The 13,330-nt window shown below is 55.2% G+C and carries 12 protein-coding genes; 3 read left to right on the forward strand and 9 right to left on the reverse strand.

The genetic code is table 11. The features are described from left to right. Positions 1 to 177 precede the first annotated feature (177 nt). The gene (gene pepT, locus HP564_RS01720) at positions 178 to 1,407 is read left to right on the forward strand and encodes a peptidase T (protein ID WP_371239585.1); all 1,230 of its coding nucleotides are present in this window, start codon (positions 178 to 180) and stop codon (positions 1,405 to 1,407) included. A 103-nt stretch (positions 1,408 to 1,510) separates the two neighbouring features. Here pepT and HP564_RS01725 read toward each other — a convergent pair whose 3' ends face one another. From HP564_RS01725 to rluE, 8 genes are all read right to left on the reverse strand, one after another. After that, positions 1,511 to 2,638 (reverse strand): JmjC domain-containing protein, encoded by a 1,128-nt coding sequence (locus HP564_RS01725; protein WP_371239587.1) that lies wholly within the window; start codon positions 2,636 to 2,638, stop codon positions 1,511 to 1,513. A gap of 57 nt (positions 2,639 to 2,695) precedes the next feature. Continuing rightward, positions 2,696 to 4,156: a two-component system sensor histidine kinase PhoQ gene (gene phoQ / locus HP564_RS01730; protein WP_371239589.1), complete on the reverse strand. Its 1,461-nt coding sequence runs from the start codon at positions 4,154 to 4,156 to the stop codon at positions 2,696 to 2,698. Beyond that, a complete protein-coding gene (gene phoP / locus HP564_RS01735) occupies positions 4,156 to 4,824 on the reverse strand; it encodes a two-component system response regulator PhoP (RefSeq protein WP_371239591.1) in 669 nt (222 codons plus the stop codon). Before phoP ends, phoQ begins: the two co-directional genes overlap by 1 nt. A 105-nt stretch (positions 4,825 to 4,929) precedes the next feature. Beyond that, a complete protein-coding gene (gene purB / locus HP564_RS01740) occupies positions 4,930 to 6,300 on the reverse strand; it encodes an adenylosuccinate lyase (RefSeq protein WP_371239593.1) in 1,371 nt (456 codons plus the stop codon). Positions 6,301 to 6,342: 42 nt separating this feature from the next. Then, entirely contained in the window at positions 6,343 to 6,984 is a 642-nt protein-coding gene (gene hflD / locus HP564_RS01745) for a high frequency lysogenization protein HflD (RefSeq protein ID WP_371239595.1), read from the reverse strand. A gap of 33 nt (positions 6,985 to 7,017) precedes the next feature. After that, positions 7,018 to 8,130, reverse strand: a complete 1,113-nt coding sequence (gene mnmA, locus HP564_RS01750; RefSeq protein ID WP_371239597.1) for a tRNA 2-thiouridine(34) synthase MnmA — start codon at positions 8,128 to 8,130, stop codon at positions 7,018 to 7,020. 43 nt (positions 8,131 to 8,173) lie between these two features. After that, on the reverse strand, positions 8,174 to 8,647 hold the full coding sequence (locus HP564_RS01755) for an NUDIX domain-containing protein (protein WP_371239599.1): 474 nt from the start codon (positions 8,645 to 8,647) through the stop codon (positions 8,174 to 8,176). A gap of 27 nt (positions 8,648 to 8,674) precedes the next feature. Continuing rightward, entirely contained in the window at positions 8,675 to 9,364 is a 690-nt protein-coding gene (gene rluE, locus HP564_RS01760) for a 23S rRNA pseudouridine(2457) synthase RluE (RefSeq protein WP_371239601.1), read from the reverse strand. 96 nt (positions 9,365 to 9,460) lie between these two features. Between rluE and icd the strand changes: the two genes are divergently transcribed. Beyond that, entirely contained in the window at positions 9,461 to 10,711 is a 1,251-nt protein-coding gene (gene icd, locus HP564_RS01765) for an NADP-dependent isocitrate dehydrogenase (RefSeq protein WP_371239603.1), read from the forward strand. Between the two features lie 195 nt (positions 10,712 to 10,906). On the opposite strand, the gene HP564_RS01770 is transcribed toward icd, so the two are convergent. Further along, a complete protein-coding gene (locus tag HP564_RS01770; RefSeq protein WP_371239605.1) occupies positions 10,907 to 11,833 on the reverse strand; it encodes a carbon-nitrogen hydrolase family protein in 927 nt (308 codons plus the stop codon). Between the two features lie 85 nt (positions 11,834 to 11,918). On the opposite strand from HP564_RS01770, the gene HP564_RS01775 reads away from it, so the two are divergent. Continuing rightward, the gene (locus tag HP564_RS01775; RefSeq protein ID WP_371239607.1) at positions 11,919 to 12,857 is read left to right on the forward strand and encodes a LysR family transcriptional regulator; all 939 of its coding nucleotides are present in this window, start codon (positions 11,919 to 11,921) and stop codon (positions 12,855 to 12,857) included. Positions 12,858 to 13,330: the final 473 nt, after the last annotated feature.

Below are 13,330 nucleotides of genomic sequence, written 5' to 3' on the forward strand. Positions count from 1 at the left end.
CCATGCGCGATGTTATCACCTGCGGCATACCATCCTGTTGATGCGGCACCTTGTTTTTCGCCTTCACGACTTCTGTAAACGCGCCGCGCAGGTTAACCTGTCAGATAATGATATGACGCAACATGCGTTGGGCAGGGCTGTTGATAATAACAGACGGCTTCTTTTGAAGGATGGCATATGGAACAGTTACTTGAACGGTTTTTAAGTTACGTGGCAGTGGAAACGCAGGCAAAACCGCAGGCGCGCCAGGTGCCAAGCAGCGAAGGGCAGTGGACGCTGGCGCGTCAGTTACAGGAAGAGTTGATTGCGCTGGGTTTTATTGACGTCTCGCTGAGCGATCACTGCTGCGTGATGGGAACGCTACCCGCCAACGTTGACTGGCCAACGCCAGTGATCGGCTTTATCTCCCACATGGATACCTCCCCCGATTTTACGGCGAAAAACGTTAGCCCGCAGATCATTGAAAACTATCGCGGCGGCGATATTGCTCTCGGAACGGGAGAGGAGGTGCTGTCGCCCGTGATGTTCCCGGTTCTGCATAAGCTGATCGGCCACACCTTGATCACCACCGACGGCAAAACGCTGCTCGGCGCTGACGATAAGGCAGGCATTGCTGAAATCATGACCGCCATGGCGCGCCTCAGCAAAGGCGATATTCCGCACGGCGCGATCCGCGTCGCCTTTACGCCGGATGAAGAGATTGGACGCGGTACCTCCCATTTTGACGTCGAAGGCTTTGCTGCCGACTGGGCCTACACCGTTGACGGCAGCGATCTGGGCGAGTTCGAATATGAGAATTTTAACGCCGCCTCTGCGGTGGTCAAAATTGTGGGAAACAACGTTCATCCCGGCTCGGCCAAAGGCGTCATGGTCAATGCACTCGACTTAGCCACCGCGTTTCATGCCGACGTGCCTGCACAGGAGCGGCCGCAGTTTACCGACGGCTACGAAGGTTTTTACCATCTGCACCAGATGAAAGGCACGGTCGAGCACGCGGAGTTGCAGTACATTATTCGCGACTTCGATACCGACGCGTTCGAGCAGCGCAAGCAGACGCTGCTGGCGATTGCCGAGCGTATCAACAGCCGCCTGCACAAAGACTGCTCGGTGACGGTGGAGATCAGCAACAGCTACCGCAACATGCGCGAAAAGGTAGAGCCGCACCCGCACATTATCGAGCTGGCGCTTCAGGCGATGCGCGACTGCGGTATTGAGCCAAAAGTGAAACCGATCCGCGGCGGCACTGACGGTTCCGCACTCTCCTGGAAGGGCCTGCCGTGCCCGAATATTTTTACTGGCGGCTATAACTACCACGGTAAGCACGAGTTTGCCTCGCTCAATATCATGGCGCAGTCGGTGGAGGTGATTGTCCGGCTGGCCGAGCTGGCCGCTGAGAAAAAGGGATAAAAAAAGCGCCTCCGTCAGGAGGCGCTTCGCGCAGAGAGGCAGGATGGCGCGGAATGCTGTACGCCGCGCCATCCGCGTTTAACGCCTGCGTAGTCTGATGCCGCTATTCAGCGTCGCTGAAGTACCAGTATCCGGCGTTCACCAGCGCAGCAAGCTGTGCCAGCAGCGACGGATCGTCCAGCGCTTCACCAAAATCGTCCAGGCTTAGCGTGTGGCGATGCGCCAGCGCCGTCAGGACTTCTGGCTGTGAACATTCAACGCGCTCACCGTTAACGTACACCGCGTCGCCAATGGTCAATACCCGCAGGCCGCCCAGGCGTGACAGCGTGTCGCCCTGTTGCAGCGCATCGTAAATTTCATCGGGCTGATAGGGCGGTTCCGGCGGTGAAACGTCCAGTTCGTGACGCGACTGCGAGATAAATTCGCCAAACCAGTTAGCGAAATGCTCGGGCTGATCGATGACATCCTGCATCACTTTACGAATACCTTCGATCTCCTCAGGCAGGATCTGCGACGGGCAGTCGCGCGCAGGGACATCAGGATCGCTGTAGCGATAGCTGCCCAGCTCGCGTGCCAGCACATAGTCGGCAAACCCGCTGATCAGCTCGCGGCCACTCGGCGCGCGGAAGCCGACCGAGTAGTTGATAGCATTCTCCAGCGAATAGCCCTCGTGCGGGAAACCCGGTGGAATATAGAGAATATCGCCTGGCTCCATCTCTTCATCAATGATGGCATCAAACGGTTCTACCTGTAACAGGTCGGGATGTGGGCAGTGCTGCTTCATCGGCACTTTTTCCCCGACGCGCCAGCGGCGGCGGCCGGTGCCCTGAATAATAAAGACGTCATACTGATCGAAATGCGGGCCAACGCCGCCGCCCGGTACGGCAAAGGAGATCATCAGATCGTCAATGCGCCAGTCTGGCAAAAAGCGGAACGGACGCATCAGCGCCGCTGAGGGCTCGTGCCAGTGGTTTACCGCCTGTACCAGCAGCGACCAGTCGTTTTCACCAAGGTGATCGTAACTTTCGAACGGGCCGTGGCTCACCTGCCATTTGCCGTTGTTATGGCTCACCAGGCGGCTGTCCACCTCGTTTTCCATCGCCAGTCCGGCCAGCTCGTCAGGAGAAATAGGGTCGACAAAGTTTTTGAAGCCGCGTTTGAGCAGTACCGGGCGTTTCTGCCAGTAGCGCTGAATAAAGTCGGGCCAGTTGAGATCGAGCTGATAATCCATAGAGAGGTTCCACGTGGGGCTGTAAATGCAGGCAAGTATAACAGCCCCTGCACCTTTCTACTCGCGGCGATGTTCGACTTCCTGCCGTCTGAAGATCACTTCCATTCGCGCACCACCCAATGGGCTGGATGTAGCAATAACCTGGCCCTCATACTGCTCCAGAATATCGACCACTACCGCCAGCCCCAGACCCTGACCGGGGCGCAGCGTATCAGCGCGCTGGCCGCGCATAAAAACCAAATCACGTTTGCTCTCCGGGATGCCGGGGCCGTCATCGTCAATAAACAGATGCAGCGACTGGTCAGTCTGGCGCACGCTGACCTCAATAAATTCCAGACAGTATTTGCAGGCGTTGTCCAGCACGTTGCCCAGCACTTCCATAAAATCATTCTTGTCGCCGATAAAGGTCACTTCCGGAGAGATATCCAGGGTGATCGCCACGCCTTTATGCTGGTAAACCTTATTCAACGCTGAGCAGAGGCTGTCGAGCAGGGCAGACACCGGATGCAGGTCACGCAGCAGCGGATTGTGGTCCGCCTGCATACTGGCGCGATGCAGATAGTAGCCAATCTGCTGCGAAATGCGGCTGATCTGCTCCAGCATTACCGGTTCGGCCTCTTCAATAGTGACCTCTTTGCTGTTGCGCAATGAACGCAGCGTGCTTTGCAGCACCGCCAGCGGCGTCTTCAGGCTGTGTGTCAGGTCTGAAAGCGTGGTGCGATAGCGCGTATAGCGCTGGCGCTCATTGCTCAGCAGCAGATTCAGGTTTCGCACCAGACTGCGCAGCTCCTGCGGCGGCGAATCATCAAGATTGTCACGCTGATTAGTCTCCAGCTCCCGTATCTGCATAGCAAGGCGGCCGATAGGTCGCAGGCTCCAGTGCGCGGCCAGCCACAGCAGTGGGATCACCAGAATCAGGTTGGCGGCCAGCACGTAGCTGAACCAGGACCAGACCACGTCAGAATGCTGAAGCTCCTGCGGAATGGAATCTACCACCACAACGGTGAGTGCGGGCAGGCTAGTGGTTGCGTCATAGCGGTTGACCGCGACAGAGTGGGTAAAGGTGTCATTACGATCGTTGTCGATAGCGCTTAACCGCTTTTGCGCCGACAGGTCGTTACCGATCGCCACGGCGCTGGTGCGGTTGCTGGTGTCGATCTCATAAAAGTCGGGCTTCAGCAGCCATTTGGGTTGAATTTTAGCCCGTATTTCCGGCACGTCGCGCTGCTGCCACAGCAGCTTGCCCTGTTCGTCATAGATAAATACCAGCGTCGGAAAATTAAGGGTCATACGTTCCGGCTGCGCAATGGTCAGGCGGTTATCCTGCCACTGTGCCAGGGTATAAAAGAGATTGCTCTCGCCGCGCATGACACGGTAGGTATTTTTGTCAAAGCTGACGACATAGCCGACAACGGCAACCATGCCATAGGAGAGTGAGAGAAACAGCACAATAGCCGAGCACGCCAGCAAAAAGCGGGCGCGCAGCGAAAGGGGGCGATAGCGAGTAAACCAGCGCATCAGAGATCGAAACGGTATCCCTGGCCGCGCACTGTGGTAATGACTTCATCCGTATGCAGCGCCTGAATTTTTTTACGCAGGCGCCCCATCAGCACGTCAATAGTATGGCTTTCACGCAGCTCGGCATCGGGATAGAGCTGGAGCATCAGGGAGTCTTTGCTTACCACTTTGCCCGCGTTGCGGATCAGCGTTTCCACGATGGTGTATTCAAAGGCGGTCAGCTTGACCGGCTGGTCGTGGATAGTGAGTTCACGGCGCGACAGATCGACCTGGAAAGGCGCCATGTCAATGATCTGTGAAGCATGTCCGCTGTTGCGACGCATCAGCGCCTGCAAGCGTGCCGCCACTTCTTCAATATGGAAAGGTTTGGTGACGTAGTCGTCAGCACCGGCTTCCAGCGCTTCAACTTTCGCCTGCCAGCCTTCGCGTGCGGTGAGTACCAGAATGGGCTGACGCACCGACTGGCCGCGCCAGCGGCGAATGAGCGACATACCGTCTTCATCCGGCAGCCCCAGATCGACCAGCGCGATGTCCGGCAAATGCTCCTGCAAAAAATAGTCGGCTTCCTTTGCGTCCTCTGCGGCATCGACCTGATGCCCCATATCACGCAACTGAACAGCGAGATGATGGCGCAACAGAGCATTATCTTCCACAACCAAAACACGCATGGTTTGTCCTTCTTATTCAGAACATTCAGTAAAGATAAAGTATACGCAAAACCGTTTAAACAAAAGGTTAACGCAGGCCGTCATTTGCCAGCCTGCGCAGCCGCACTATTTCAGCTCATCTACCATCTGGATCGCACGACCCAAATAGTTAGCTGGCGTCATCTGTTTCAGGCGGGTTTTTTCCTCTTCCGGCAGCGCCAGGCTGTCGATAAAGGTTTGCATACCTGCGGCATCAACGCGCTTGCCGCGCGTCAGCTCTTTCAACTTCTCGTAAGGTTTTTCGATGCCGTAGCGACGCATAACGGTCTGAATCGGTTCGGCCAGCACTTCCCAGTTATGATCGAGTTCGTCCAGCAGGCGTTCGCGGTTCACTTCCAGTTTGGAGATGCCTTTCAGGGTCGCCTGATAGGCGATTAACGCATAGCCGACGCCAACGCCCAGGTTGCGCAGCACGGTAGAGTCGGTGAGGTCGCGCTGCCAGCGTGATACCGGCAGCTTGCTCGCCAGATGCTGCATGACGGCATTTGCCAGGCCCAGATTACCTTCGGAGTTTTCAAAGTCAATCGGGTTAACTTTGTGCGGCATGGTCGACGAGCCGATTTCACCCGCGATAGTCTTCTGCCTGAAGTGGTTAAGCGCAACGTAGCCCCAGATATCGCGATCAAAATCGATCAGGATAGTGTTAAAGCGCGCAATACAGTCAAACAGCTCGGCGATGTAGTCATGCGGTTCGATCTGGGTGGTGTAGGGGTTCCAGGTAATGCCCAGAGAGGTAACGAACTGCTCGCTCAGCAGGTGCCAGTCCACTTCCGGATAGGCTGCAATGTGTGCGTTGTAGTTGCCTACCGCGCCGTTGATTTTGCCAAGGATTTCAATCTTGCTCAGCTGGCGCTGCTGGCGCTCCATACGGTAAGCGACGTTCGCCATCTCTTTACCCATGGTCGACGGCGTGGCCGGCTGGCCGTGGGTACGCGACAGCAGCGGAATATCACGATACTCATGCGCCAGGCGTTTTACGGCATCAATGATCTGCTGCCAGTAGGGCAGCAGCACGTCACGGCGTGCGGTTTCCAGCATCAGCGCATGCGACAGGTTATTGATATCTTCTGAGGTACAGGCGAAGTGGATAAATTCTGACACGGCGTGTAGCGCAGGAACATTTTCTACTTTCTCTTTAAGAAAGTATTCCACCGCTTTCACGTCATGGTTGGTGGTGCGCTCTATGGTTTTAATGCGTGCCGCGTCTTCTTCGCTGAAATTTCCTACAATGGCGTCAAGGAAAGCGTTTGCGTCAGCATCAAATGCAGGAACTTCCTTGATCTCTGCGGTGGCCGCCAGTTTTTGTAACCAGCGTACTTCAACCTCAACGCGGAATTTCAGCAAACCAAACTCGCTGAAAATGGCGCGTAGCGGGCTGACTTTATCGCCATAACGACCATCGACAGGTGAGACGGCGGTCAGAGAGGATAATTCCATCAGTGCAACTCCTGAATCGTTTAACGGTATAAGCTGTCCGGCTCAGTAAGCCGGAGTGAGCCGGGATAAAATAGTTTTCGCCTCGCGCAGCAGGCGCTGGCGCGAGAACATCAGCTGAAAGCGACCGCCGCCGACCTGCTGCCATAAAACGGCGGCGCGAATGCCCGCCAGCAGCGTTGCGCGTACTTTGCTCTGCAATACGGGATTCTGTAGAACGGTGGGCGATCCGGTCACCTGGATGCGTGGACCGAGTGGGCTAATGACGTCGACATAGATGCCCGCCATGGCGCTGGTAATGGTGTCGGACCCGAGCTCATAGTGTGCCAGCTGGCGATCGAGCTGGCTGATACGCTGCGACAGCGTCTCCAGCGCGCTTTTATTACCGCTCAGCTTGCGCTCCAGCACCATCATACTCAGCGTATAGCGGGTAAGCTCCGCGCCTGCACCCTGACGGCTGCTGCTGTTGAGCACTGCCATCAGCGTTTCCAGACCGAGCCGCAGGCTGGCTTCATCGTTGCCGAACACCGCCAGCGTTGAGCCAGGGTTCAAATCGATCACGCTGCGTAGCGAAACGTCAAACGCCTCCGGCTGGCACTGACCCTGATGTGCCAGCTGCTGAACCAGATGGGCTGCCTGGCAAATGCCCGCCAGCGCCAGCGTGATGTCATAATAATTTTTAGCCACGGTTACTCCTGTCTACGCGTCAGCAAGGCCGACTCAGTCTGCGATCAGCGGCAAGCGCTCTTCGATGATGCCGCCGCCAAGACAAACCTCGTCAAGATAGAACACGGCGGACTGGCCCGGCGTGACCGCGGCAACAGGGGCGTCGAAGCGCACCTCAATGCGATCGTCACCGAGGGGAACGATCTCGCAGGGAATATCGGCCTGGCGATAGCGGGTCTTTACCGTGCAGCGCAGCGGAGCGACGATCGGCTGGCGATCGACCCAGTGCAACTGCTGGGCGATAAGGCCCACTGACATCAGGCGCGGATGGTCTCCCCCCTGTGCCACAATCAGGCGATTGCGCGCCACGTCTTTGTCCACCACGTACCAGGGATCGTCGTTGCTCTCTTTCAGGCCGCCAATGCCCAGCCCTTTGCGCTGGCCCAGCGTGTGGTACATCAGCCCCTGATGCTCGCCCACCACCTGACCGTCAACGGTTTCAATTTCGCCCGGCTGTGCAGGCAGGTAGCGGCCAAGGAAGTCGCGGAATTTGCGCTCGCCGATAAAGCAGATGCCGGTAGAGTCTTTTTTCTTAGCGGTAATGAGATCGAGCTCTTCAGCGATGCGGCGCACCTCTGGCTTCTCCAGCTCACCCACCGGGAACAGGCTCTGGGCGATCTGCTCGTGACCCAGCGTATAGAGGAAGTAGCTTTGGTCTTTATTACCGTCGAGGCCGCGCAGCAGGCGACTTTTGCCGTCAACGTCCGCACGGCGCACGTAGTGGCCGGTCGCAATAAAGTCCGCGCCGAGATCTTCCGCAGCAAATTCCAGGAAGGCTTTAAATTTGATCTCTTTGTTGCAGAGAATATCAGGGTTAGGCGTGCGACCCGCCTTATACTCTTCAAGGAAGTGCTCGAAGACGTTGTCCCAGTACTCTGCCGCAAAGTTAATTTTGTGCAGTTTGATTCCGAGTTTGTCGCAGACTGCCTGCGCATCCGCCAGATCGTCCGCGGCAGTACAATACTCCTCGCCGTCGTCTTCCTCCCAGTTCTTCATGAACAGGCCTTCTACCTGATAGCCCTGCTGCTGCAGTAACCAGGCGGATACGGAAGAATCAACGCCGCCGGACATACCGACGATCACTTTTTTCTGGCTGTTGTCAGACATGACGCACTCTTGATTACGATAAAAAAACAGGCGGCATAGTCTATCACGCGTCGGCGTGGTGCGCACCCTCATGAAATGGCCACTGGAACGGGGCAATCAGGTGCAGCGGATAGCGCGCACCCTGTTGCCACAGCCGGACGCTTTCGGCAACCAGCGGCGAACGCAGGTTATCTGCGGCGATAATCTGCTGTGGCGTGCACCACCAGCAGCGATCAATATCGCTGTCCTGAGGCGCAGTGGGCACTTTTTCCGGCAGGTCGACGCCAAACAGAAAGCGCACAAAAGGCGTATTGTCTGGCGCAATCCACTGCTGCACGCCAAGGAAATAGTGAAGGGGAGCGTCAATTCCGGTCTCTTCACGCAGCTCGCGCCGCGCCGCTTCCAGCAGCGTTTCGTCCGCTTCAAGATGACCCGCAGGCTGGTTCCAGGTTGCGCGACCCTTTACCTGCTCTTCTACCACTAACAGTTCGCCTTCGGCCTGCACAATACAGGCAACGGTGACATGAGGTTTAAACATCGGTTCTCCGGTATTGTTAACCTGACGTTATGGAAATGACGTATTTTTTCCGGCTGGCAGATCGAGCTCGCGCCATTCACCCGGGGCCAGGCTTTCCAGCCGATAGTCGCCCATTGCGTAGCGAATAAGACGCAGCGTCGGATAACCAATATGCGCGGTCATACGGCGCACCTGACGATTACGCCCTTCGTAAAGCGTGATTTTAAGCCAGCTGGTTGGGATCGCTTTACGCTCGCGAATGGGCGGCTGGCGCGCCCATAGCCACTCTGGCTCGGCAACTTTTTCGATGCCTGCGGGTAGCGTCGGACCATCTTTCAGATTAACGCCATGCCGCAGCGCTGCAAGGTCAGCTTCCTGCGGTTCACCCTCAACCTGAACGTAGTAGATTTTCCCGGTGCGCTTGCCGGGCTGCGTCAGCGCCGCCTGTAGCGCACCGTCGTTTGTGAGCACCATCAGGCCTTCACTGTCCCGATCCAGACGGCCTGCGGCGTAGACGTCGCTTACCGGGATGTAATCCTTTAGCGTCTGGCGGCCCGCTTCATCGCTAAACTGTGGCAGAACATCGAATGGTTTGTTAAATAATATGACGCGCCGAGGCCCTCGGGCGCGTGACGGTTTACGCTGAGCGCCGCGTGGGGCGCGGTCAGAACGTTTATGCTGGTGAATTTGCTGGGAACTTTTTCGCATGAGCTTTGCAGTCGGTGACAATCGGCGCATTATAACGCGAAACAACGACGATTGGCGCGGCGTAAATATTCAAGTATCATGAGGCCACATCTTACAATTTATTAACAAAACGCCCAGGAGAGGTTAATGGAAAGCAAAGTAGTTGTTCCGGCGGAAGGTCAGAAAATCACCCTGGATCAGGGCAAACTCACTGTACCGAATAACCCGATCATTCCTTACATTGAAGGTGACGGCATCGGCGTTGACGTTTCTCCGGTCATGCTGAAGGTGGTTGATGCCGCTGTGAAGAAAGCCTACAACGGTGAGCGCAAAATCTCCTGGATGGAGATCTACACCGGCGAAAAATCAGTAGAACTGTATGGCCAGGATGTCTGGCTGCCGCAGGAAACCCTCGACCTGATTAAAGAATACCGCGTTGCTATCAAAGGCCCACTGACGACGCCCGTTGGCGGCGGTATCCGCTCCCTGAACGTTGCGCTGCGCCAGGAGCTGGATCTTTACGTCTGCCTGCGCCCGGTTCGCTACTACAAAGGGACGCCAAGCCCGGTTAAACGCCCTGAAGATACCGACATGGTTATCTTCCGCGAAAACTCTGAAGACATCTACGCTGGTATTGAATGGAAAGCAGGCTCTGCCGAAGCAGATAAAGTGATTAAGTTCCTGCGCGAAGAGATGGGCGTGAAGAAAATTCGCTTCCCGGAAGAGTGTGGTATCGGCGTGAAGCCGTGTTCAGAAGAGGGAACCAAGCGTCTGGTGCGCGCTGCGATTGAGTATGCGATCACCAACAACCGCGACTCGCTGACCCTGGTGCACAAAGGCAACATCATGAAGTTCACCGAAGGCGCTTTCAAAGACTGGGGCTACCAGCTGGCGAAAGAAGAGTTTGGCGCAGAGCTGCTGGATGGCGGCCCGTGGATGAAGATCAAGAACCCGAACACCGGTAAAGATATCATCGTTAAAGATGTGATTGCCGATGCGTTCCTGCAACAGATCCTGCTGCGTCCGGCTGAATATGACGTCATCGCCTGTATGAACCTGAACGGCGACTACATTTCTGATGCCCTGGCGGCACAGGTTGGCGGGATTGGTATCGCACCGGGTGCAAACATCGGTGATGAATGCGCGCTGTTTGAAGCGACCCACGGCACGGCACCCAAATATGCAGGTCAGGATAAAGTGAACCCGGGTTCCGTTATTCTTTCTGCCGAAATGATGCTGCGCCACCTGCAATGGTTCGAAGCGGCCGACCTGATTGTTAAAGGTGTTGAAGGCGCGATCGCAAACAAGACCGTGACCTATGACTTCGAGCGTCTGATGGACGGTGCTAAACTGCTGAAATGCTCAGAGTTTGGCGACGCGATTATCGAAAACATGTAATCTGTTTTCGCAAGATTCAGGCCAGCCCGCTTGTTAACAGCAGGCTGGCCTGCTGTTAACCTGCTCTTCAGAATGCCCTCTCAGACACCGGTAAAACGGCAATAACGCGTCCACCTTTCTCTCTGCCATCATGTCAGGCTCAACATCTGCTGATATCACGACAGATGCAGCTGGCGCGCCATCAGCGTCGACGGCTTAGCCAGAGATAAAGGTCACGCTCTTTTTTGGTCTTTCATCCACGCTTAAAGAGAAAACGTCAGGTCTGGCGTAGTGCCCGGTCACATCAAAATCATATCTGGCGCGGATCAGATCCGCAGTATCAATCGGTGCCGTGATCAGGCCTTCATCAGCGACCAGCGGGCCGGCAAGGATATCCCCGAGCGGCCCGACAATCACACTTCCGCCCTTGATCAGGGGACGATCAGATGCCCAGCCGTTGATTTCAATGCCGAGCGCGTCAGGTGATGCCATAACCTGACAGGCGCTGATAACGAAACATCGGCCTTCATGCGCAATATGCCGCATTGACGCTTGCCAGATGTCACGCTCATCCACCGTGGGTGCGCACCAGAGCTGAACATTTTTTGCATACATGGCCGTTCTCAGGAGCGGCATATGATTTTCCCAGCAGATGGCCGCTCCGGCTCGCCCGGTTGCCGTTTCGACCACCGGAAGCGTCGAGCCATCCCCCTGGCCCCAGATGAGTCTTTCCGTACCGGTAGGCATCAGCTTTCTGTGTTTCCCGACTATTCCCTTTTCCGGATCAAAAAAGATAACGCTACAGTGGAGAGTGCTGGTGTCTCGTTCAATCACGCCAACCACCAGGGTCGCGCCTGTACGTGCCGAGAGTTCAGCAAGTGCGTGAGTTTCGGGGCCAGGAATATCGATAGCATTATCGAAATAGCGGGCAAATTTATCCCGCCCCTCTGGCAGTCGGTAGCCCAGATGCGTGCCGAATGTGTCGCCCTTTGGATAGCCCCCCAGTAACGCCTCAGGCATCACCACAAGGCGGGCGCCGGAAGAGACAATTTGATCTTCCCATGAAAGAATTTTTTCCAGCGTAGCCTGCTTGCCCTCAGGACAACTGCCAAGCTGTAGTGCTGCGACGATACCTGTTGCCATTTTTTCATTCCTGTCGTGCAGTGGAGTTGCTCCGTTTATATACTCGCCTCAGATATCCATCAATTCGGCAAAGCGTCATTCTGATATGAATACAATTAATATCGATACGGTAGACCTGAACCTCTTTAAGGTATTTGAAGCGCTGTATGACGAGCGAAGCGCCAGCCGGGCAGCTATTCGCCTTGACCTTACCCAGCCAGCCGTCAGCGCTGCGCTGGGAAGGCTTCGGAAAGTGTATGGCGATCCTCTTTTCGTGCGTACAGGACGGGGCTTGCATCCCACACGCTGCGCTGAAGAGCTGAGTCCGGTTATCAGAGATGCTCTTAATCGCTGCAGGCAGGGGCTCAGTATGTCGCTGTTGAACAGGGCGTCGTTTGCAGGAAGGATCCTGTTTATAGGGCTGTCGGACGATTATGAAATCGCATTTGGCAGAGCCATACTTTCAGCGGTGGAAAATAAATATCCTGGCTTGCGCTTAGCGTTCAAACAACTGCATAGCAGCATTGCGGCTGACGCACTGATGAAAAAGGAGGTGGATATTGCTGTCTCGGCCGGCGAGTTTTCCTCAGCCACGCTCGATTATATCAGGGCAGGCAGTGGGGGCTACGCCTGCCTGATGGATGACAAGGCAGAGGCAGGCAATACGCTCAGCCTGAACGATTTTGTCAGATATCCTCATCTGCTTGTCTCTTCAGGCGGAATTGTCGGTGCTGTTGATGAAGCTCTGAGGGCCCTGAAAATGCACAGAATCATAAAGGCATCCGTCACGCACTTTTCGGTGATTCCGTTCTTTATCAGAGAGTCAAATATGATTGTTACGCTTCCACGGCATGCTGCGGAAGCCCTTGCGTCTTCTGCGGGTTTACGGCTGATGCCGTGTCCCATCAGCTTACCTGAATACGATATCAGAATAGCGTGGAAGCGAGAGAGCAGGAGGGATGCAGTACTGACAGAGGTAAGAGACATTATCTGCGATGTTCTGCAACATGGCTGTCGTGACACGCCATCAGCAGCGCGGACGTAACAGGCGACTCCCGTCAGATATCGCGTACAGTGGGGCAGGTGAGACCGCACGAGGATGAAAAAGTCCTGGCATCTTGTTGCGTTTTCCATTCCGGCGCAGGGAAGAGGCATTTATCTTGCTATCATTTCTGTGGCTGCACTGCCCCCAATAAACGTGCCAGCGAAAAAGCAGATGAATGAACCTTTATAGTAGAGCGGCATATTTAATATCCATGCAACATGGGTTCCATATTGCCATTTTCTTATTGATCTCACCTTTTTGACCAGTTGACTTAGATCATAAAAAACAGCCATAAAATAATTAAAATTATCCCTGTGTGTTGTTAAGTGACCCGGCTAAAACAACCTCACTAAAATGTAATCATTATGATATTGGCGTTAAAACTTACCCTGATTATTCAGGGTATTTTTTTTGTTTATGGCATAGCGTCTGGCAATCAAGTTGCAGGTCGATAAAACAGTAACTGCATCAGA

The sequence above is a fragment of the Pantoea sp. KPR_PJ genome (assembly GCF_041386365.1).
Classification (GTDB): Bacteria; Pseudomonadota; Gammaproteobacteria; order Enterobacterales; family Enterobacteriaceae; genus Pantoea.

Excerpts from the sequence above, each read along its gene's own strand:
- rluE (WP_371239601.1), bottom strand. The coding sequence starts at position 9,364 with ATGCGCCGATTGTCACCGACTGCAAAGCTCATGCGAAAAAGTTCCCAG.
- pepT (WP_371239585.1), top strand. The coding sequence starts at position 178 with ATGGAACAGTTACTTGAACGGTTTTTAAGTTACGTGGCAGTGGAAACG.
- purB (WP_371239593.1), bottom strand. The coding sequence starts at position 6,300 with ATGGAATTATCCTCTCTGACCGCCGTCTCACCTGTCGATGGTCGTTAT.
- icd (WP_371239603.1), top strand. The coding sequence starts at position 9,461 with ATGGAAAGCAAAGTAGTTGTTCCGGCGGAAGGTCAGAAAATCACCCTG.
- phoQ (WP_371239589.1), bottom strand. The coding sequence starts at position 4,156 with ATGCGCTGGTTTACTCGCTATCGCCCCCTTTCGCTGCGCGCCCGCTTT.
- HP564_RS01755 (WP_371239599.1), bottom strand. The coding sequence starts at position 8,647 with ATGTTTAAACCTCATGTCACCGTTGCCTGTATTGTGCAGGCCGAAGGC.
- mnmA (WP_371239597.1), bottom strand. The coding sequence starts at position 8,130 with ATGTCTGACAACAGCCAGAAAAAAGTGATCGTCGGTATGTCCGGCGGC.
- HP564_RS01725 (WP_371239587.1), bottom strand. The coding sequence starts at position 2,638 with ATGGATTATCAGCTCGATCTCAACTGGCCCGACTTTATTCAGCGCTAC.
- HP564_RS01770 (WP_371239605.1), bottom strand. The coding sequence starts at position 11,833 with ATGGCAACAGGTATCGTCGCAGCACTACAGCTTGGCAGTTGTCCTGAG.
- phoP (WP_371239591.1), bottom strand. The coding sequence starts at position 4,824 with ATGCGTGTTTTGGTTGTGGAAGATAATGCTCTGTTGCGCCATCATCTC.
- HP564_RS01775 (WP_371239607.1), top strand. The coding sequence starts at position 11,919 with ATGAATACAATTAATATCGATACGGTAGACCTGAACCTCTTTAAGGTA.